Raw genomic sequence first — 21,029 nt, forward strand, 5'->3', positions numbered from 1 at the left:
TCTTTGGCCCGGATTCAATAGCATAAACCCCTGACAAGCAGGGGTTTATCACTATATCCATTGTATTTTGGATTAAATGACAGCAGCGAGCTCTGCCCCCTGACGGATGGCGCGCTTGGCGTCCAACTCGGCGGCCACATCGGCCCCGCCGATGATGTGCACCGGCTTGCCCGCCGCCTGCAGACCCGCCTGCAGCTCCCGCAAAGGCTCCTGCCCGGCGCAGATGATCACCTGATCCACCGGCAGGCACTGCTGCTGCCCGCCTACCTCGATGTGGAGCCCCTCGTCGTCGATGCGTTGGTACTGCACCCCGGAGAGCATCTGCACCTTGCGGTTCTTGAGCACGGTTCTGTGGATCCAGCCGGTGGTCTTGCCGAGGCCATCCCCCACCTTGCTCTCCTTGCGCTGGAGCAGCCAGATCTGGCGCTCGGGGGCGTCTATCTCGGGTTTCATCAGGCCGCCGCGCTCGCCGAGCCCCTTGTCGATGCCCCACTCCTTGAGCCAGTGGTCGCGGTGACGATCCGCATCCGCGGTCGACTGTTGAGCCGCCCGTTTTTCCACCAGGAATTCCGCCACGTCAAAACCGATGCCACCGGCGCCGATCACCGCCACCTTCTGGCCCACCGGCTTGCCGTCACGCAGCACGTCGAGATAGCTCAGCACCTTGGGATGTTCGATCCCCGGGATATTGGGCGTACGCGGACGGATGCCGGTGGCGAGGATCACCTCGTCAAACCCACCGCCAAGCAGGCTCTCGGCGCTCTGGCGCTGACCGAGATAGAGCTCGACACCGCACTTCTCCAGCCGCCTGGCGAAGTAGCGCAGGGTCTCGTGGAACTCCTCCTTGCCCGGTATCTGCTTGGCAAAGTTGAACTGGCCGCCGATGGTTTGCGCCTGATCGAACAGGCTCACCTGATGGCCGCGCTCGGCGGCGTAGCAGGCAAACGCGAGCCCGGCAGGGCCCGCCCCCACCACGGCGAGCTTCTTGGGCTGAGGCACTCGGCCGAAGGTGAGTTCGGTCTCGAAACAGGCCCTGGGGTTCACCAGGCAGGAGGCGCGCTTTTGCTTGAACACATGGTCGAGGCAAGCCTGGTTGCAGGCGATGCAGGTGTTGATCTCGTCCGCCCTGTCCTCCGCCGCCTTGATGACGAACTCGGGATCCGCCAGGAAGGGGCGCGCCATGGAGACCATGTCGGCCTCCCCTGCTGCCAGGATGCGCTCCGCCACCTCCGGGGTGTTGATGCGGTTGGTGGTGATGAGGGGTACCTTGAGATGCTTTTTCAGCTCGGCGGTGACCCAGCTGAAGGCACCACGCGGCACGCTGGTGGCGATGGTGGGGATGCGCGCCTCATGCCAGCCGATGCCGGTGTTGATGAGGGTCACCCCAGCCTGCTCCAGCGCCTGACCCAAGGCGATCACCTCCTCCAGGGAGGAACCCTTCTCCACCAGATCCAGCATGGAAAGGCGGAAGATGATGATGAAATCGGTGCCCACTCGCTCGCGAATGGCCCGCACGATGGCCAGCGGGAAGCGCATGCGCTTCTCGGCACTGCCGCCCCACTCGTCGGTGCGCTGGTTGGTGCGCTCGCAGATGAACTGGTTGATGAGATATCCCTCCGAACCCATCACTTCCACCCCGTCGTAACCGGCTGCCCTGGCCAGGGCGGCGGTGGCGGCGAAGTCGCGGATGGTGCCCCGGATCTGGCGCTCGCTCATGGGGCGAGGCTTGAACGGAGAGATGGGGGCCTTGAGGGCGCTCGGCGCCAGGCTGAAAGGGTGGTAGGCATAACGGCCAGCATGGAGGATCTGCAGCGCTATCTTGCCCCCCTCCTGATGGACGGCGGCGGTCACCTTCTTGTGCTTGGCCACCTGCCAGGGGAAGCTGAGCTGGGAGCCGTGAGGCACCAGCCTGCCCCGCAAATTGGGGGCGATGCCACCGGTGACGATGAGGCCGACGCCCCCCCGTGCCCGTTCGGCATAGAAGGCGGCCAACTTGTCAAAGCCCCCCTTCTCCTCCTCGAGGCCGGTGTGCATGGAGCCCATCAGCACTCTGTTGCGAAGCTGGGTAAACCCGAGGTCAAGGGGGGTCAGCAGGGTCGGATAGCGGCTCACAAAGCCTCCAGTTAATTTTTTGTTATCAAATTGAGGCTAGAGTAAAGAATCGAATATCCTTTTTCAAACAAATGTTTGGACATTTTTTCGGCGAACAGGCGTGTTGCGAAGGGCCAGGGCAGGAGTGCCCCCCAAGCGGAAATGGCAATTGGCGGGACAAGTGGTTAATAATGGCCTCTCTCTTCCGATCAACAGGGCGATAACGGGACTATGTCTATTTTCAAGGGTCTGGGATGGCTGTTTCGCAGCCTCTGGCGTCTGCTCAATTTCACCCGGCTGATGCTGGTCAACCTCGTCTTCATCATCGTCGTGCTGGCCATCGTCTTCGCCTTTAGCCAGAAAGAGGCGCCCACTCCCCCCATCGAAGGGGCGCTCACCCTCAATCTCTCCGGCGTGCTGGTGGAACAGCGCACCCAGACCGACCCCACGGTACAGTTGCTGCGCCAGGTGGACAGCAGCGACGATCAGCCGAGCGAGATAGTGCTGTCGGATCTGCTGTGGGCCATCAGGAGCGCCAAGGATGACGATCGCATCAAGGCGCTGGTGATCAAGCCCCAGGGGCTGCAGGGGGCCAACTTCTCCAAGCTGCAGGAGGTGACCGACGCCATCGACGAATTCAAGGAGAGCGGCAAGCCGGTCATCGCCATGGCGGATTACTACAATCAGGGCCCCTACCTGCTGGCCGCCCACGCCGATCATGTGCTGCTCAACCAGAGCGGCGCCGTGCTGATCGAGGGGCTCGGGGTCTATCAGACCTACTTCAAGTCAGCCCTGGAAAAACTCAACGTCACGCCGCACGTGTTCAAGGTTGGCACCTACAAGTCCTTCGTCGAGCCCTACACCCGGGACGAGATGTCCCCCGAGAGCAAGATGGCGAACCAGCGCTGGCTGGATCAGCTGTGGCTCTCCTACGTGAATGACGTGGCTGCCGAACGGGAGATCGAACCCGATGCCGTCGCCCCGGGCAAGGATCAGTTCCTCAGCCTGCTGCGCGCATCCGGCGGCAATGCCGCCAACTATGCCCTCGAGAACGGCCTGGTGGATCAGCTTGCCACCCGTGACGAGATGACCCAGGCGGTCATCAAGGAAGTAGGGGAAGCCGAGGATCATGGCTGGAAGGGTGTGGGCTTGAAAGAGTATCTGGCCGCCATTCCCGAGCAATATCCCCAGAGCGGCAAGGATGAGGTGGGCCTCATCACCGCCAGCGGCGCCATCATGGACGGCGTTCAGCCCGCCGGTACCATAGGGGGCGACAGCCTCTCCGATCTGCTGGCCGATGCCCGCCGCGACGACAAGGTGAAGGCCGTGGTCTTGCGAGTCGACAGCCCGGGGGGCAGCGCCTTCGCCGCCGAGCAGATCCGCGCCGAGCTGCTGGCCCTGAAACAGGCCGGCAAGCCGGTGGTCATCTCCATGGGCAGCTACGCCGCCTCCGGTGGTTACTGGATCTCCGCCGATGCGGACAAGATCTTCGCCTCCCCCACCACCCTCACCGGCTCCATCGGGGTGTTCGGCATGTTTGCCACCATCGACAAGGCGCTCTCCCAGTACGGAGTCCATACCGATGGCGTCGGCACCACCGACTTCGTCGGTGTCGGCCTGACCCGGGCCCTGCCGGAGCACGTCGGTCAGGCCATCCAGCTCGGGGTGGAAGACACCTACCAGCGCTTCGTCGGCTTGGTCAGCAAGGGCCGTGGCCTGAGCCCGGAAGAGGCCGAGAAGGCGGCCGAAGGTCGGGTCTGGACCGGTCAGGATGCCAAGGATCTGGGGCTGGTGGACGAATTTGGCAACCTGGATGACGCCCTCAAGGCGGCCGCCAGTCTCGCCAATCTCAAGAGCTGGCAGGTGACCCCCATCGAGCAGGAAGAGTCCGCTCGGGACAAATTCCTGCGAGAGCTGTTCGACAGCAGCGCCCAGGTGTTGGCCCCCTATGCACAGAGCAAGATGCAGAGCTGGCTGCCCGCCAATGTTGGCAAGGCGCTGGTCGAGGTGAACAAGAGCCTCGACCCCCTGGTTCGCTTCAACGACCCCCAGGGCACCTATGCCTTCTGTCCGGTCTGCACGCTCTAGGTTCATTAAACCCATCCGGCGTAAATGCAGCCCCAAAACAAAAAACCGCCCGAGGGCGGTTTTTTCATGGCAAGGGCGTCAGCTTCAATCCAGCAGGCCGGCGTCGAACCACTGTTGCAGCTGAGCCAGCACCCGGGTCTCGCGCACCGTCCACTGGGGACAGGGACCTGCCAGCTGGGTCTTGTTGGTCTGCAGCGCCTCATCCAGGGCGAACCAGCCGGGGGTGAAACCGAGGCGCACCTCGTAGGGCTGGGGACGGGGTTCGCTCCAGGCATCCCCCAGCTGGCAGAGGTAGTAAAAGGAGTGAATGCAGTAGGCGTCATACTCCGCCTCGCGGGCCGGACGGTACTCCCGGGTCTGTCCAAGCAGGGCCCCCACCGTCCCGAGCTCGGCGCCGCACTCCTCCCTCAGCTCCCGGGCCAGCGCCTTCTGATGGCACTCCCCCGCCTCTATGCCCCCACCCGGGAACATGAGATCGCCATTGACCCGGGAGTGCACCATCAATAACTCGTCGCCCCGCAGCACCACGGCCCGCACCGTGGTGCGCTCCAGTACCCGGCCGTCACATCGGGCCTGGCCATGCAGCAGACGGATGTCGAAGGGCTCGCCCCAGTGAGGCGGCGGGGGGATCAGGGGATCCATCATGGCCGATACTCCCCGAGCCTGAGTTGCTGGACGATGGCGGCTGCCGCCTTGTCCCAGGACTCCTGCTCCCCCTTGCTGATGTTGTGGTAGAGGGCGAGGCGGCTGGCGGAGACTTCGTTTTCCTGCTGGAACGCCTCGCTCACCTTGCCCCACTGATAAGCCAGACCGAACTCCTTCTGGCCCATGTAGAGGGTACTGAGAGAGGTGAGGATGCGGCTGTTGATCTCGTCCCCCTCACCGTAGAGAGAGAGGGCGTGGTGCATCAGGGCGATGGCTTTGTGCGGTTCACGCCTGGCATAGACCCCTCCGAGGGCCAGTTGCAGCTCGGGCTCCTCCAGCTCAGGCGTCCCTTCCAGCGCGAGGAAGCTGGCACGGGCGGCCGGATTGGTATTGTTAGTCCAGTGCCAGAGCAGCAGGTAGGGATCCCGGGAAGCCAGGGTCTGCCTGTCCAGCTGTTCCAACTGGCTGCCGGCGGCCAGCATGCCCTCCACCCGGGGGCTCTTCTGCTCTTTGGCCCGCTTGTATTCAAGGTTGGTGGAGTGCTCGGCGCACTGCAGATACCCCTCGAGGCTTCGCATCAGGGCGTACTTGCGCCTGTCGGTCTGCTCCCCCTGCAGGTAGTAACGTGCCCGGATCACGTCGCTGCGCTCATAGCGGCACCAACCATCGTCCACCAGATCCGCACACAGCTGGGGATGATTGGCGCAGATGTTGTGGATCTTGTCGTCGTCACAGGCCGCCAGCGTCAGGACACAGGAGAGGGCAAGCAGGGAGGGGCGCAGTGGAGAAATGGTCATGGTTCCCATCAAGTCGGTAACAATCAGCACTCGCGTCGGACACCGCCAACTAGCAAACGAGCTACATATCCATTACAATGCGCGCGCCTTACAAGGCCGCGACTGCAGAATAATATAACGAAACCATCAGCCCTACACTGATCTGCATTCGACGGATTTCATTTTGCCCCGGCAATTTGCTTCAACAACGTGAAATAAAGGATCTGGTTAATGACCCACGAGCACTACTTGCAGGCGTGGCAGGAGAGCCAGGAGCTCGCCGAAGCCATGCAACCCTTGATCGGTCGCCTCTACCGCCAACAGGGGATAGAGATCACCATCTTTGGACGCCCCCTGCAAAACGCCTCCACCATCGACATCCTCAAGGCCCATCGGGTCGTTCGCCGCCATCAGGGCGCACCGCTCCCCATCCAGCAAAGCTTCCCCCTGTTGTGCGCCATCGTCGCACTCAATCCCGTCGCGGCCGAAGTGGATCTCGGCAAGCTGGCGGTGGGTTACTGGCAGGATCATGAGGATGAGTCCGGCATCGAGGATTACCTGCGTGCCAAGCTGGCACCGGCTCTGAGCCAGGGCGCCGTGCCCGCTCCCACCGATGTGGTGCTCTACGGCTTTGGCCGCATCGGCCGCCTGCTGGCCCGATTGCTCATCGAGCGCACCGGCGCCGCCAACTCCCTGCGTCTGCGCGCCATCGTGGTGCGCGGCGGGCGGGAGGGGGATCTGGAAAAGCGCGCCAGCCTGCTGCGCCGCGACTCGGTGCACGGCCCCTTCAACGGCTCCATCGAGGTGGATCTGGAGCGCAGCGCCATCATCGCCAACGGCACCTTCATCCAGGTGATCTACGCAAACAGCCCGGCGGACATCGACTACACCGCTCATGGCATCCAGAACGCCCTCATCGTCGACAACACCGGCGTCTGGCGTGACGAGGCGGGTCTGAGCGAACACCTCAAGGCCCGTGGCGCCGCCCGGGTACTGCTGACCGCTCCCGGCAAGGGGGAGATGAAGAACGTGGTGTTCGGGGTCAACCACGAGGTCATCGGCCCGGATGACAAGATAGTCTCCGCCGCCTCCTGCACCACCAACGCCATCACCCCGGTGCTCAAGGTGATGCAGGACAAGTACGGCATTCGCCACGGCCACGTGGAGACGGTGCACTCCTACACCAACGATCAGAACCTGATCGACAACTATCACAAGGGGGAGCGGCGCGGTCGCAGCGCCGCCCTCAACATGGTGATGACCAGCACCGGTGCCGCCAAGGCGGTGGCCAAGGCGCTGCCCGAACTCAAGGGCAAGCTGACCGGCAACGCCATCCGGGTACCGACCCCCAATGTGTCCCTGGCCATCATCAACCTGTCGCTGGAACAAACCACTGACCGGGAGAGCCTCAACGCCTATCTGCAACAGATGGCCCTGAGCTCGGCCCTGCATCGCCAGATAGACTTCAGCGCCAGCACCGAGCTGGTCTCCTCCGACATGGTCGGCTCCCGCTTTGCGGGCATAGTGGACTCCCAGGCCACCATCGCCGAGGAAGATCACTGCGTGCTGTACGTGTGGTATGACAACGAGTTCGGGTACAGTTGTCAGGTAGTGCGGGTGATGGAACAGATGGCCGGCGTAGTCCGTCAGGACTTACCGGCGTAGTCCGTCAGGACTTACCGGCGTAGTCCGTCAGGACTTATCCGTACAGTCCGCCAGGATCTGCCCGCCAGATCCCCTCATGGCTCAACGTTTTCAAGGAGAAGCCGGATGTCGTTTCAACAGGTGATAGGGCAGATGCCCAGGGAAGTGTACGAGCGGCTCAAGACCGCGGTCGAGCTCGGCAAATGGCCCGATGGCCAGCCCCTCACCGAGGAGCAGAAGGCCACCTCGCTGCAGGCGGTGATGGCCTGGCAGGCGATGCACCTTGCAAACCCCGAGCACATGAACATAGGGGCGGACGGCGAGATCGTGATGAAGAGCAAGAGCGAGCTCAAGCGTCAGTATCGTGATGAGGAAGAGATAGTCCGTATCAATCCTCATCACTGAGCCTTGCCGCCAGACAAGCCATAGCAAAGAGGGGAACCATCGCGGCTCCCCTCTTTTTTCTCTCTGTCTGCCAGATCAGGATATACCCCTCATCCCCACCCCTTCTCCCGCAAGGGGAGAAGGGAGCAGAGCGGCTGCCTGCGCTGAGTGCATTGACACCCTGCCAGCGCTCGCCATGACGAGCCTGGCTGCCAACAGCCACTCGCTCTATCCCCTCTCCCCCTGGGAGAGGGCCAGGGGGAGGGCACTCCTCAGGGAGTCAGCTCACCACGCAGAGACTGCTGCATCAGCTCGCGGATGCGCGGCGCCGGCAAGTCCTGGCTCAGCAGGAAGTGCAGCTTGGTGAGGGCTGCCTCGGCGGTCATGTCAAAGCCCGAGATGACCCCGGCGCGGGAGAGTGCATTGCCGGTGGCATAGCCCCCCATGTTGACCTTGCCGTGCAGACACTGGCTCAGGTTGACTATGATGACGCCGCGGGCCGACGCCTCGGAGAGCAGCGCCAGCATGGCCGGGTTCTGCGGCGCATTGCCCACCCCGAAGGAGAGCAGGATCAGCGCCCGCACCGGCTGTTGCAATATGTTCGCGATCACCTCAGCCGAGATACCGGGGTAGAGGGTCACCACGCCGATGGGCTGGGGAGTGATGTCATGCAGCACCAAGGCCCGCTCGGACGGCACACCCAGCTCCCCCGCCTCTAGGGAGATGGCGATACCGGCGTTGAGCAACGGCGGGTAGTTCGGCGAGTCGAAGGCGTGGAAGCCGTCCGCGTGTACCTTCTTGCTGCGGTTGCCGCGATAGAGCTGGTTGTTGAAGAACAGCGTCACCTCGTGGATCGGGTAGTTGGCCGCGATATAGAGGGCGTTGAGCAGGTTCTGCTGGCCATCCGAGCGCAGCTCGGCCAGCGGGATCTGGGAGCCCGTGATGATCACCGGCTTGTGCAGGTCTTCCAGCATGAAGGAGAGCGCCGAGGCGGTGAACGACATGGTGTCGGTACCGTGTAGGATCACGAAACCATCGTACTTGTCGTAGTTGTCGCGGATATCCTCGGCGATGCGCTGCCAGTCCGCCGGCGTCATGTCGGAGGAGTCGATGAGGGGATCGTATTCGTGAATGTGGTAGGACGGCATCTCGGGTCGATGAAACTCGGGCATCCGTGCCAGACAGTCTTCCATAAAGCCCGCCATCGGCACATAGCCGTGATCGGAACGCTGCATCCCTATGGTGCCGCCTGTGTAGGCGATGTAGATAGACTTCTTCACACCCTCTCCTCTCGTTGACCGAAAACCGGCAAATCCTGAATCACAGTCTCCCGCACTCCGCCATGTCCTGCGGATGGGAAGCCGGCGAATTATAAAGACTGGGCGACCAAATGACAGCCGCGACATCACGATTCCTGGTCGAAATGAGACATTCGGCGATAGTTTTAAATGTCGAAAAAACATACATAAACCACCATTAATCTGATGAACATGGATATAAGCGGTGCTTTTTGCTACTATCCGCCGGATTTTTCCTAAATCTCACCTGGATACCTGAACTAAACAGGTGACCACAGACCCCATTTTTACGTGGGATGGGAGCCCTGGCCCCCTCTTGAACTGGCCCCTGAGCCACACTGTCTTTATCCCGGCTGAATCTGTGCGTCTTTCTCGCCAAAGACACGGCCAATCAACATGGGAGAACCGAATGATACAATTTGATTCCTACACCACTCTGGTCGCCGCCACCCTGGTGTTGCTGCTCGGTCGCCTGCTGGTGAACCGGGTAAGCTTCCTGCGAACCTTCAACATTCCCAAACCGGTCGCAGGCGGTCTGGTGGTCGCGCTGGTCCTGCTGCTGCTGCGCGCCGGCATGGGGATGGAGCTGCAATTTGACACCACCCTGCAGACGCCGCTGATGCTGACCTTCTTCGCCTCCATCGGTCTCTCCGCCGATCTGGGCAGCCTCAAACGCGGCGGCAAGGCGGTGATCACCTTCCTGTTGGTGGTCACCGGCCTGCTGCTGGTGCAGAACACCCTGGGGGTCGGCCTCGCCACCCTGCTCGGTCTGGATCCCCACATGGGGCTGCTGGCCGGCTCCATCACCCTCTCCGGCGGCCACGGTACCGGCGCGGCCTGGGGTTCCATCTTCACCGAGAAATACGGCGTACAGTCCGCCGCCGAGCTCGCCATCGCCTGTGCCACCTTCGGCCTGGTGCTGGGTGGCCTCATCGGCGGCCCGGTCGCCCGCTACCTGGTGAAAAAGGTGCAGGTGCCCGGTGAAGAGCACAACCGCGACGACGCCCCCCAGGGCTTCGAGATGCCGGACATGGAGCGCCCCCTCACCCCCTTCAGCGTGATCGAGACCCTGGCCCTCATCGCCATCAGCCTCAAGGGGGGGGAGATGTTTTCCCTCTATCTCAAGGGCAGCGCCCTCGAGCTGCCGGTGTTCGTCTGCGTGCTGTTCGTCGGCGTGCTGCTGCGCAACCTGCTGACCCTGTTCAACTGGCACGAGGTGAGCGATCGGGAGGTCTCCCTGCTCGGCAACGTCAGCCTCTCCCTGTTCCTTGCCATGGCGCTGATGAGCCTGAAGCTCTGGGATCTGGCGAGCCTGGCCCTGCCCATCTTCCTGCTGCTGGCCGCCCAGACGGTGGCGATGGCGCTCTACGCCATCTTCGTCACCTTCCGGGTCATGGGCAGCAACTATGACGCGGCCGTGCTGGCGGCGGGACACTGCGGCTTCGGCCTCGGTGCCACCCCGACCGCCATCGCCAACATGCAGGCCATCACCCAGCGTTTCGGCCCCTCCCACCTGGCCTTCCTGGTGGTGCCCATGGTCGGTGCCTTCTTCATCGACATCATCAACGCCATGGTGATCAAGCTGTTCCTGGCCCTGCCCTTCCTGTAAGACGAAGACGCCAGACGACAAGACGAAGAGCCCACCTGATGGTGGGCTCTTTGCTTTCTGGCTGTTGCCAAGGGCGGGACCCGGTGGATGTGCAATCTGCTTACCCCGCGCTGCAAAACGCCTTATGCCCTTTTCCCTGATGAAACAAGCACAATGGACTCCCGCAACCGACCAATAAAAAGCCCCGCACAAGAGTGCAGGGCTTTGGTGTTGTGTGGCTGTCGATATGACCGTCACTTGGTCCTTAGAGGATAAAGGTCGCCACCTGCTGGTTCAGGTTGGTAGCACGACCCTTGAGGCCCTGAGCCTGATCCAGGTCGCGCATGGCGGCGGCGGTGATTTCGTCGCTCACATCCTTGATGGCGGTGGTGTTCTGGGTGATCTCCCCGGTCACCTGGGTCTGCTCCTCGGCGGCGGTGGCGATCTGGCCCGCCATGTCGGAAATCAGCGATACCGCCTGGGTGATCTCCTCGAGCGCGGCAGCGGCGGCATCGGCGTCCTTCACGCTGTTGTCCGCCAGCCCCTGGCTGGTCTGCATCAGGCTCACCGCCCGGGCCGTGGTCTGTTGCAGGGTCTCGATGGTGGCCTGGATCTCCTGGGTGGAATCCTGGGTGCGGCGCGACAGCACCCGCACCTCGTCCGCCACCACGGCGAAGCCGCGACCCTGTTCACCGGCCCGGGCCGCTTCGATGGCCGCGTTCAGCGCCAGCAGGTTGGTCTGCTCGGCAATGCCCTGGATGGTGGAGAGAATGCCGGAGATGGCCTGGGCATGGCGGCTCAGCTCGCCGATGACACCGGTGGCCTGACCCACCTCTTCCGCCAGGTTGTTGATGGAGGCACGGGTCTGGTTCACCAGCATCTTGCCCTGCTCACTGCTCTGGGCGGATTGCTGTGCGGCGGCGGCGGTGTTCTCGGCGTTGCCGGCGATCTCCATGGTGGCGCTCGCCATCTCGGTGACGGCGGTGGCGACCATGGTCACCTCCTGCTGCTGGCGCTGCAGCTCTTCCACCGCGGCCTGGTTGGTCACCAGGCTGCGCTCGGCATCGGCGTTCAGCTCGTTGGCCAGCTGGCGGATGTTGCCGATCAGCTGATGCTGGCTGCCGACGAAGCGGTTGAAACTGCCCGCCAGCTGCCCCACCTCGTCGTTGGCGTCGATCTTGATGCGCTGGGTCAGATCGCCGTTACCGTCGGCGATACGGGCCAGGGCCTGGGAGACCTTGCCGAGCGGCCCGAGCAGCAGGCTGACCAGCCAGGAGATGGCGAGGATGCTGCCCACCAGCACCAGCAGGGCCAGGCCGAGCTGGGTCAGCAGCAAGGAGGAGAGCGGCGCCTCCAGAGTGGCCTTGTCCAGCACCAGCACCAGTTCCCAGTCGGTGTTCGGAATGTCCACCGCCCACAGCAGCTTGTCACGGCCCTCGGTATCGAAGTAGGCAGGCTCCAGCTGGTTGCTGCTCTTGCTCTGCTCGATCAGGGCGTTGGTCAGGTCGTTGTCTATCTCGCTCGCCGGCTTCATCGCCTTGGCAGCGTCTTTATAGGCGATGACGGTACCGTCCTTGTGCATCAGGATGGCGAAGCCATCCGCCGGCAAAGCCATCTTGGTGACATCCTCCACCAGGGATGCGATGGAAAGGTCACCGCCGACCACGCCGCCCTGAGCCGGCTGGGCCAGGGTCACCACCATGACGTTGTAGGCCACGTCGAGGTAAGGCTTGGTCACCACCATGCCAGCCTTGGCCATGGCTTCCTGATACCAGCCACGGGAGCGGGGATCATAGCCATCGCGATTGATGGAAGGGTCGGAGTCGTGCATCTTGCCGCTGCCTTCACCGAAATAGGTGAGCTGGAAGCGGCCGGAAACTTGCGCCTGCTGCAGGGCGTTGAGGGGCTCAGGACCGGCCTTGTTGCCGAGCGCCTGAATGACGTCACGACGGGCGGTGAGCCAGTCGCTGATCCGCTCGGCCTGCTGGCTGCCGAGGCGTTGCACCTGCTCCTGGCTGCCTTCCAGCAGCAGTGATTTCTGGCTGGTATAGCTCTGCCAGGAGAGCAACAGGATCACCAGTGACAGGGCGATGACCACAGACAACAGTATCTTCTGTTTGAGTGAGAGGTTCTTCATCGTGCTTCTTCTTGTTGGTCGGGAACAGGATTGCTCGGCGTGGGCATGGCCCTCTTGCATGCCGATCAATAGCGGCCAGTGGGCTCAAAACTGAAGCGACAAATGCCGTCGCCGGCGATATTTTCCCCTGAAACCTTGCCGATAGCATCAGAAATCGCGACGGGATGGCGCGCCGGGGCAGCCAACCCTGTCTATTCCTTCCACAATTGGCTAGAATGTCCCGTTTTTAAATCACATCGACCTCGAGAGTTTTCACGATGTTTGAAGTCAATCCTGTATTAAACAAGCTTAAGGAGCTGTCTGAGAGGACCGAGCTGCTTAGGGGGTACCTTTGACTATGACGCCAAGAAAGAGCGTCTAGAAGAGGTCAACGCCGAGCTGGAACAGCCGGACGTCTGGAACGAGCCGGAGCGCGCACAGGCGCTCGGCAAAGAGCGCGTGGCGCTGGAAAACGTGGTCGGCACCATCGACACCCTGACCCAGGGCGTTGATGACGTTGAGATGCTGGTGAGCCTGGCGGTCGAGGGGGAGGACGAAGAGACCTTCAACGAAGCCATCGTCGAGGCCGACGAGCTGGAAGCCAAGCTGGTCGAGCTGGAATTCCGCCGCATGTTCTCCGGTCAGCACGACGGTTCCGACTGCTACATCGACATCCAGTCCGGTTCCGGCGGCACCGAGGCCCAGGACTGGGCCAACATGGTGCTGCGCATGTACCTGCGCTGGGGCGATGCCCACGGCTACAAGCCCGAGCTCATCGAATGTTCCGAAGGGGACGTGGCCGGCATCAAGTCCGCCACCGTCAAATTCACCGGCGAATACGCATTCGGCTGGCTGCGCACCGAGACCGGCGTGCACCGTCTGGTTCGCAAGTCGCCCTTCGACTCCGGTGGCCGCCGCCATACCTCGTTCTGCTCCGTGTTCGTCTATCCCGAGATCGATGATGACATCGAGATCGACATCAACCCGGCGGATCTTCGCATCGACGTTTACCGCGCCTCCGGTGCCGGTGGTCAGCACGTCAACCGGACCGAGTCCGCGGTGCGTATCACCCACGTCCCGACCGGCGTCGTGGTGCAGTGCCAGAACGACCGTTCCCAGCACAAGAACAAAGATCAGTGTATGAAGCAGCTGAAGGCCAAGCTCTATGAGCTGGAAATTCAGAAGCAGAATGCCGAGAAGCAAGCGCTCGAAGAGACCAAGTCCGATATCGGCTGGGGTAGCCAGATCCGCTCCTATGTACTGGATGATTCCCGTATCAAGGATCTGCGTACCGGCGTCGAGACCCGCAACACCCAATCGGTGCTTGACGGCGACTTGGACAAGTTTATTGAAGCCAGCCTGAAATCAGGCCTGTAAATAAAGCAGCAGGAATCACCATGTCTGAACAAACCACCACTCCGGAAATCGACCAGACTCTCGACCTCAACAACGAGATGCTTGAGCGTCGTTCCAAGCTGGCCGCCCTGCGCGCCCAGGGCAATCCCTTCCCCAACGACTTCCGTCGTGACAGCCTGTCCGGCGATCTGCATGCCGAGTTTGGCGACAAGAGCGCCGACGAGCTGGCTGCCCTGGGTAAACGGGTGAAGATTGCCGGTCGCATCATGACCCGCCGGATCATGGGCAAGGCATCCTTCGCGACCCTGCAGGACATGGCTGGCAAGATCCAGGTCTACGTCACCCGTGACGACCTGCCGGAAGGCTTCTACAACGAGCAGTTCAAGAAGTGGGATCTGGGTGACATCGTCGGCGTGGAAGGAACCCTGTTCCGCACCAACACCGGTGAGCTCTCCGTTCATGTTTCCGACATCCGTCTGCTGACCAAGGCACTGCGTCCGCTGCCCGAGAAGCACAAGGGTCTGACCGATCAGGAAGCCCGCTGCCGTCAGCGCTACCTGGATCTCATCGCCAACGAAGAGTCCCGCAAGACCTTCATGATCCGCACCCAGGTGGTCGCCGGCATCCGCAAGTTCTTCAACGAGAAGCGCTTCATGGAAGTGGAAACCCCCATGATGCAGGTCATCCCGGGCGGTGCCTCCGCACGTCCGTTCGTCACTCACCACAATGCGCTGGACATCGACATGTACCTGCGTATCGCCCCCGAGCTCTATCTGAAGCGTCTGGTGGTCGGTGGTTTCGAGCGCGTGTACGAGATCAACCGCAACTTCCGTAACGAAGGCATCTCGGTGCGTCACAACCCCGAGTTCACCATGATCGAGTTCTATATGGCCTATGCCGATTACATCGATCTGATGGATCTCACCGAGGAGCTGCTGCGCACCCTGGCCCAGGACATCCTGGGTGACACCAAGATCCGTTACGCCAAAGAGGGCGAAGAGGGCCTGACCATCGATTTCGGTCAGCCGTTCCAGCGCCTCACCATGGTCGAGTCCATCCTGAAGTTCAACCCGGATGTGACCCTGGATGATCTGGCCACCCTGGAGAGCGCCAAGGCCGTCGCCAAGCGCATGCACATCGAGCTGATGAAGGGCTGGGAGCTGGGTCACGTGATCACCGCCATCTTCGAAGAGACCGTGGAGCACATGCTGCTGCAACCGACCTTCATCACCGAGTACCCGGCTGCCGTCTCCCCGCTGGCCCGCCGCAACGACGTGAACCCGGACGTGACCGACCGCTTCGAATTCTTCATCGGCGGCCGCGAGCTGGCCAACGGCTTCTCCGAGCTGAACGATGCGGAAGATCAGGCCAAGCGCTTCCAGGATCAGGTGGATCAGAAAGCCGCTGGTGACGACGAAGCCATGTTCTACGACGCTGACTTCGTCACCGCGCTGGAACACGGTCTGCCGCCCACAGCCGGTCAGGGCATCGGTATCGACCGTCTGGTCATGCTGTTCACCAACAGCCACACCATTCGCGACGTCATCCTGTTCCCGGCCCTGCGCCCGCAGAAGTAAACGCTGCCAAAAGGCAGATGCAACAGCAGCCTGACTGCCTTGCATCGACATCAAAACGCCCCGCTACTGCGGGGCGTTTTTTTATGGTGTTTTGTATTGGCAAAATGTCTCGGGAAAAGGCTGGTGCAAGCGAGCGCCTATGCGTGCGAAGGCAGCAACCACTCCCCTAGCCACAGAGTCAGTCCCTGACCCGCCATCCGCACCCTGTCCCCCTGCAGGGAGAGGCGAAGCTCGCCGCCCCGCGCCGAGATCTGGCGGGCCTTGAGCTCCGTCTTGCCGAGCCGCTCGGCCCAGAACGGCACCAGGGCACAGTGGTTGGAGCCGGTGACTGGATCCTCGTCTACCCCGACCCAGGGGGCGAAGTAGCGGGAGACGAAGTCATCCTCCCCACTGCTGGAAGGCGCCGTCACCATCAGGCCGCGCCCCGGCAAGGCGCGCAGGGCGTGGAAGTCCGGTTTGAGCGCCCGCACCTCCTCCTCGCTGCCCAGCTCCAGCAGGAACTTGGCGCCAGCGGCCAGGGTCTGCAACGGCTGACAGCCGAGGGCGGCGGCATAGGCGGGATCAAGCGCAAGAGGGGAGAGCGGGATGCGCGGGAAGTCGAGCCAGATCCAGTTCCCTTCCCGCGCCGCGGTCAGGACGCCGCTGTGGGTCTCGAAACGCAGCGCCTCGTCAGGCTGCGCCAATCCGGCCTCCCAGAGCACGTGGGCTGCCGCCAGGGTGCCGTGACCGCAGAGATCCACCTCCACTTCTGGAGTAAACCAGCGCAGCCGGTAGTGAGCGTTTCCTAACGGGGTGAGGAAGGCGGTCTCCGAGAGATTGAACTCGGCGGCCATGGTTTGCAGCTCGGCATCGGGCCGTGCGTCCCCCAGCACCACCACGGCCGGGTTGCCACCGAAGGGGCGAGCACTGAAGGCGTTGACGTGAAACAATCTGGTCATGAATATCCCCGTGAGGCAGCAAGAAGGCATGGTCGAGGGCCTTTATACCACGGGTCAAGGGGCCCCAGCGCCGAATCCCGACTTTATAAATTCACAAATCGCATAAAGAAGATATTTTTATTCTTTGTTGTTATTCACCACAGCCCTTACCCTGACCAAAAATCAGACCATGGAAGACGTGTGTGATGCAATTGACAGCCCCCATACCCAACATCAGCCCCCTCTCTGACGAGCAACAGCGACAGCTGAACCAGGTTCTCACCACCCTCAACACCCAGCAACTGGCCTGGGTGAGCGGCTATCTCTACGGACTCTCCCAATCCGGCCAGCAACCGGTGGCCACCGTTGCCGCCGGCGCAGCCCCGGGTGGCAGCCTGACCATTCTCTATGGTTCCCAGACCGGCAACGCCAAGGGCGCGGCGGCGGCCATCCAGAAACAGGCGCAGGCGCTGGGCCTGCCGGTGACTCTCATCTCCATGGCGGACTACAAACCCAAGCAGCTCAAGAAAGAGAGCCACCTGCTGGTGGTAGTGAGCACTTACGGGGAGGGTGAACCGCCGGAAGCGGCGGTCGATCTGTTCGAGCAGCTCAAGAAGGGCAAGATTGGCAAACTGGAGGGGCTCAAGTTCGCGGTGCTGGGTCTGGGTGACAGCTCCTACGAGTTCTTCTGCCAGACCGGCAAGGACTTCGACGGCTTCCTGTCAAAAGCGGGGGCCGAGCGCATTCATGAACTCGCGAGCCTTGACGTGGATTACCAGGAGGCCGCCAAGGCCTGGGGCGAGCAGGCGGTGAAAGCCATCGCCGCCACGCTCTCTGCTGGCGGATCGGCCGGAGCCACCACAGTGGCGGGGGCCGTGCAGTCGGCCGTCGGCCACAGCCAGTACCACAAGGAGAACCCCTTCCCGGCCCGGCTCTCGGTCAACCAGAAGGTCACTGGTCGCGACTCCACCAAGGATATCCGCCACATCGAGATCAACTTGGAAGAGTCCGGCCTCACCTATCAACCGGGGGATGCCCTCGGCATCTGGTTCGACAACGATGTCGCCCTGGTCGCCGAAGTGCTGGCCCTGACCGGCCTCTCCGGCGACGAACCCAGCCCCCATGGCAACCTGCGCGAGGCGTTGACCCGCCACTTCGAGCTGACCCGGCTGCACGGCGGCTTTATCACGGGTCTTGCCGAGCTGACCGACAACGCGGCGCTCAAAGATCTGGCCGGCGACAAGGCCCAGGTCAACGCCCTCGTCGCCTCCGCCCAGGTGGTGGATGTCCTGAAACGCTTCCCGGCCAAGCTCGGCGCCGATCAGCTCACCGGCCTGCTGCGACCCCTCACCCCCCGCCTCTACTCCATCGCCTCCGCCCAGAGCGAGGTGGAAGAGGAGGTGCACCTCACCGTCGGCGTAGTGCGCTACCCGCAAGAAGATGGCACTGTGCGATCCGGCGGCGCCTCCTCCTATCTGGCAGACAGATTGGCGGAAGAGGCCGAGGTACGGGTGTTCGTGGAGCACAACGACAACTTCCGCCTGCCGCACAACCCGGAAACCCCCGTCATCATGGTGGGCCCGGGCACCGGCATCGCCCCCTTCCGCGCCTTCATGCAGGAGCGGGAAGCCCAGGGTGCAGAGGGCAAGAACTGGCTCTTCTTCGGCAACCCGCACTTCACCCAGGACTTCCTCTATCAGGTGGAGTGGCAGCGCTATGTGAAATCCGGCCTGCTGTCGAAGATTTCCCTGGCATTCAGCCGGGATCAGGCTCACAAGATCTATGTGCAGGACAGACTGCGCGAAGCGGGCCTTGAGCTTTACCAGTGGCTTGAGGCCGGCGCCCACTTCTATGTGTGTGGCGACGCCAACCACATGGCCAAGGATGTGCAGCAAGCGCTGCTGGATGTGATTGCCGAACACGGCCACAAGAGTCGTGAGGAAGCAGAAGAGTATTTGAGCGAATTGCGTCGTGCCAAACGTTATCAAAGGGATGTCTATTGATGAGCAAACAAGCTATTCCGGGACCGGTAGAAGGACCGCTTTCCGACAACGAACGCCTCAAGCGCGAGAGCAACTTCCTGCGCGGCACCATAGAGCAGGATCTGCAGGATCCCCTCACCGGCGGCTTCAACGGCGACAACTTCCAGCTGATCCGTTTCCACGGCATGTATCAACAGGATGACCGCGACATCCGCCCGGAGCGCGCCGCCCAGAAGCTCGAACCCCTGCACAACGTCATGCTGCGGGCCCGCCTGCCTGGCGGCATCATCACTCCGGCCCAGTGGCAGGTGATCGACAAGTTTGCCGAAGAGCACAGCCTCTACGGCAGCATCCGCCTCACCACTCGCCAGACCTTCCAGTTCCACGGGGTATTGAAGCGCGACATCAAGCTGATGCACCAGACCCTCAACAGCACCGGCATCGACTCCATCGCCACCGCCGGGGACGTGAACCGCAACGTGCTCTGCACCAGCAACCCGGTGGAGTCCGAGCTGCATCAGGAGGCCTACGAGTGGGCCAAGCAGATCTCCGAGCACCTGCTGCCCAAGACCCGCGCCTACGTGGAGATCTGGCTGGACGGCGAGAAGCTGGGTGGCGATGAGGAGCCGATTCTCGGCTCCAACTACCTGCCGCGCAAATTCAAGACGACCGTGGTGATCCCGCCCCACAACGACATCGACGTGCACGCCAACGATCTCAACTTCGTGGCCATCGCCGACGGCGGCAAGCTGGTGGGCTTCAACGTGCTGGTCGGCGGCGGGCTCGCCATGACCCACGGCGACACCAGCACCTACCCGCGCAAGGCGAGCGACTTTGGCTTCATCCCCCTCTCTCACGTGCTGGAGGTGGCGGCCGCCGTGGTCAGCACCCAGCGTGACTGGGGCAACCGGGTCAACCGCAAGAATGCCAAGACCAAGTACACCCTCGAACGGGTCGGGGTCGAGGCCTTCAAGGCCGAGGTGGAGAGCCGCGCTGGCATCGCCTTCGCCCCGAGCCGCCCCTATGAGTTCACCAGCCGTGGCGATCGCTTCGGCTGGGTGGAAGGGATCGACGGCAAGCACCACCTGACCCTGTTCATCGAGAATGGCCGCCTGCTGGACTTCCCGGGCAAACCGCTCAAGACCGGCATGCTGGAAATCGCCAAAATCCATCAGGGGGACTTCCGCCTGACCGCCAACCAGAACCTCATCATCGCCGGCGTCCCCGCCAAGGAGAAGGCCCGCATCGAGAAGCTGGCCCGCCAGTACGGCCTGCTGGATGACGGCGTGAGCGAGCAGCGCAAGCAGTCCATGGCCTGCGTGGCTCTGCCCACCTGCCCGCTGGCCATGGCCGAGGCCGAGCGCATGCTGCCGGCCTTCGTCACCGACATCGAAGGGCTGCTGACCAAACATGGACTGGCGGATGACGCCATCATCTTCCGGGTCACCGGCTGCCCCAACGGCTGTGGCCGCGCCATGCTGGCGGAGGTGGGTCTGGTGGGCAAGGCGCCGGGTCGCTACAACCTGCACCTGGGCGGCAACCTGGAAGGGACGCGGATCCCGCGCCTGCACCTTGAGAACATCACCGAGCCGCAGATCCTGGCGGAGCTCGACAGCCTGATCGGCCGCTGGGCCGCCGAGCGCAACCAGAACGAGTGCTTCGGCGACTTCGTGATCCGGGTGGGAGTCATCGCCCCCGTCATCGATTCCGCGAGGGATTTCTATGCAGCCTGAAATCACCGATAACGTGCTGCCGGCGCGCACCGCCGACGGGCGGCTCGATCTGCAAGCCCTGCTGGCCCTCGGCCGCGAAGAACAGGCTGAGGCGCTGGCCCCCCTGAACCGGGCGCTGGACGCCATGAGCGCCCCCGAGCGGGTGCGCTGGGCCCTGGCCAACCTGCCGGGAGAGCACGTGCTGTCATCGAGTTTCGGCATCCAGGCGGCACTGATGCTGCACCTGGTGAGCCAGGCGCGAGGCGATGTGCCCGTGGTGCTCACTGACACCGGTTATCTCTTCCCGGAGACTTATCGCTTCATCGACGAGCTGACCGAGCGCCTCGCCCTCAACCTCAAGATCTACCGGGCCGCCCTCTCGCCAGCCTGGCAGGAGGCGCGCTTCGGCCTCTTGTGGGAGCAGGGGGTGGAGGGGATCACCCGCTACAACCAGCTCAACAAGGTCGAACCCATGGACCGTGCCCTGCAGGAGCTCGGCGCCCAGACCTGGTTCTCCGGCCTTCGCCGTGAGCAGTCCGGCAGCCGTGGCAAGCTGCCGGTGCTCGGTATCCAGCGCGGCCGCTTCAAGTTCCTGCCGGTCATCGACTGGAGCAACAAGGACGTCTTCTACTACTTCAAGGAGTTCGACCTGCCCTATCACCCTCTCTGGGATCAGGGCTACCTCTCCGTCGGGGATGTGCACACCACCACCAAGTGGGAGCCGGGCATGAGCGAGGAGCAGACCCGCTTCTTCGGCCTCAAGCGCGAGTGCGGCCTGCACGAGGAGAACGGCGAGAACGATGGCTCCGGGATCTGATCCCACCAATCTGTCCCCATAAAAAAACGCCCGGCATC

15 protein-coding genes are annotated in these 21,029 nt (G+C 62.7%); 9 read left to right on the forward strand and 6 right to left on the reverse strand.

Annotated features, from left to right (window positions below):
- Nucleotides 1-72: 72 nt before the first annotated feature.
- On the reverse strand, nt 73-2,112 hold the full coding sequence (locus ACW5W7_RS08155; protein ID WP_456501384.1) for an oxidoreductase: 2,040 nt from the start codon (nt 2,110-2,112) through the stop codon (nt 73-75).
- Nucleotides 2,113-2,322: 210 nt separating this feature from the next.
- On the opposite strand from ACW5W7_RS08155, the gene sppA reads away from it, so the two are divergent.
- On the forward strand, nt 2,323-4,179 hold the full coding sequence (gene sppA / locus ACW5W7_RS08160) for a signal peptide peptidase SppA (RefSeq protein ID WP_456501385.1): 1,857 nt from the start codon (nt 2,323-2,325) through the stop codon (nt 4,177-4,179).
- Between the two features lie 84 nt (nt 4,180-4,263).
- Here sppA and ACW5W7_RS08165 read toward each other — a convergent pair whose 3' ends face one another.
- Nucleotides 4,264-4,821, reverse strand: a complete 558-nt coding sequence (locus ACW5W7_RS08165) for an NUDIX domain-containing protein (protein WP_456501460.1) — start codon at nt 4,819-4,821, stop codon at nt 4,264-4,266.
- Nucleotides 4,821-5,621 carry a DUF2989 domain-containing protein gene (locus ACW5W7_RS08170; RefSeq protein ID WP_349919240.1) on the reverse strand — a complete coding sequence of 267 codons (801 nt, stop codon included), beginning with the start codon at nt 5,619-5,621 and terminating at the stop codon, nt 4,821-4,823. The genes ACW5W7_RS08165 and ACW5W7_RS08170 overlap by 1 nt, the downstream gene beginning before the upstream one ends.
- Nucleotides 5,622-5,831: 210 nt before the next feature.
- On the opposite strand from ACW5W7_RS08170, the gene ACW5W7_RS08175 reads away from it, so the two are divergent.
- Together ACW5W7_RS08175 and ACW5W7_RS08180 are read left to right on the forward strand one after the other, a co-directional pair.
- Complete coding sequence (locus tag ACW5W7_RS08175; protein WP_434663715.1) at nt 5,832-7,265, forward strand: glyceraldehyde-3-phosphate dehydrogenase; 1,434 nt, start codon at nt 5,832-5,834, stop codon at nt 7,263-7,265.
- Nucleotides 7,266-7,370: 105 nt separating this feature from the next.
- Nucleotides 7,371-7,649 carry a YeaC family protein gene (locus ACW5W7_RS08180; protein ID WP_349919243.1) on the forward strand — a complete coding sequence of 93 codons (279 nt, stop codon included), beginning with the start codon at nt 7,371-7,373 and terminating at the stop codon, nt 7,647-7,649.
- 251 nt (nt 7,650-7,900) lie between these two features.
- On the opposite strand, the gene ansA is transcribed toward ACW5W7_RS08180, so the two are convergent.
- Nucleotides 7,901-8,908, reverse strand: a complete 1,008-nt coding sequence (ansA, locus tag ACW5W7_RS08185; protein WP_349919244.1) for an asparaginase — start codon at nt 8,906-8,908, stop codon at nt 7,901-7,903.
- A 427-nt stretch (nt 8,909-9,335) separates the two neighbouring features.
- Between ansA and gltS the strand changes: the two genes are divergently transcribed.
- A complete protein-coding gene (gene gltS / locus ACW5W7_RS08190; RefSeq protein WP_434663720.1) occupies nt 9,336-10,535 on the forward strand; it encodes a sodium/glutamate symporter in 1,200 nt (399 codons plus the stop codon).
- A 244-nt stretch (nt 10,536-10,779) separates the two neighbouring features.
- Here gltS and ACW5W7_RS08195 read toward each other — a convergent pair whose 3' ends face one another.
- A complete protein-coding gene (locus ACW5W7_RS08195) occupies nt 10,780-12,651 on the reverse strand; it encodes a methyl-accepting chemotaxis protein (protein ID WP_456501386.1) in 1,872 nt (623 codons plus the stop codon).
- 257 nt (nt 12,652-12,908) lie between these two features.
- Here ACW5W7_RS08195 and prfB point away from each other — a divergent pair.
- Both prfB and lysS read left to right on the forward strand, forming a co-directional pair.
- Nucleotides 12,909-14,007 (forward strand): peptide chain release factor 2 gene (prfB, locus tag ACW5W7_RS08200; protein ID WP_349919248.1). Its coding sequence is split into 2 segments (ribosomal slippage): nt 12,909-12,983 and nt 12,985-14,007, totalling 1,098 coding nucleotides; the frame shifts between segments, so codons are not numbered across the junction.
- 20 nt (nt 14,008-14,027) lie between these two features.
- On the forward strand, nt 14,028-15,563 hold the full coding sequence (lysS, locus tag ACW5W7_RS08205) for a lysine--tRNA ligase (protein ID WP_456501387.1): 1,536 nt from the start codon (nt 14,028-14,030) through the stop codon (nt 15,561-15,563).
- Between the two features lie 137 nt (nt 15,564-15,700).
- On the opposite strand, the gene ACW5W7_RS08210 is transcribed toward lysS, so the two are convergent.
- Nucleotides 15,701-16,501 carry a PhzF family phenazine biosynthesis protein gene (locus ACW5W7_RS08210; protein ID WP_456501388.1) on the reverse strand — a complete coding sequence of 267 codons (801 nt, stop codon included), beginning with the start codon at nt 16,499-16,501 and terminating at the stop codon, nt 15,701-15,703.
- Between the two features lie 185 nt (nt 16,502-16,686).
- Between ACW5W7_RS08210 and ACW5W7_RS08215 the strand changes: the two genes are divergently transcribed.
- The 3 genes from ACW5W7_RS08215 to ACW5W7_RS08225 are packed head-to-tail and all read left to right on the forward strand — an operon-like array spanning nt 16,687 to nt 20,991.
- Nucleotides 16,687-18,483: an assimilatory sulfite reductase (NADPH) flavoprotein subunit gene (locus ACW5W7_RS08215; protein WP_456501461.1), complete on the forward strand. Its 1,797-nt coding sequence runs from the start codon at nt 16,687-16,689 to the stop codon at nt 18,481-18,483.
- Nucleotides 18,483-20,195, forward strand: a complete 1,713-nt coding sequence (cysI, locus tag ACW5W7_RS08220) for an assimilatory sulfite reductase (NADPH) hemoprotein subunit (protein ID WP_456501389.1) — start codon at nt 18,483-18,485, stop codon at nt 20,193-20,195. Before ACW5W7_RS08215 ends, cysI begins: the two co-directional genes overlap by 1 nt.
- A complete protein-coding gene (locus ACW5W7_RS08225) occupies nt 20,185-20,991 on the forward strand; it encodes a phosphoadenylyl-sulfate reductase (RefSeq protein WP_456501390.1) in 807 nt (268 codons plus the stop codon). Before cysI ends, ACW5W7_RS08225 begins: the two co-directional genes overlap by 11 nt.
- The last annotated feature ends 38 nt before the right edge of the window (nt 20,992-21,029 follow it).

The organism is Aeromonas intestinalis, from assembly GCF_054052485.1.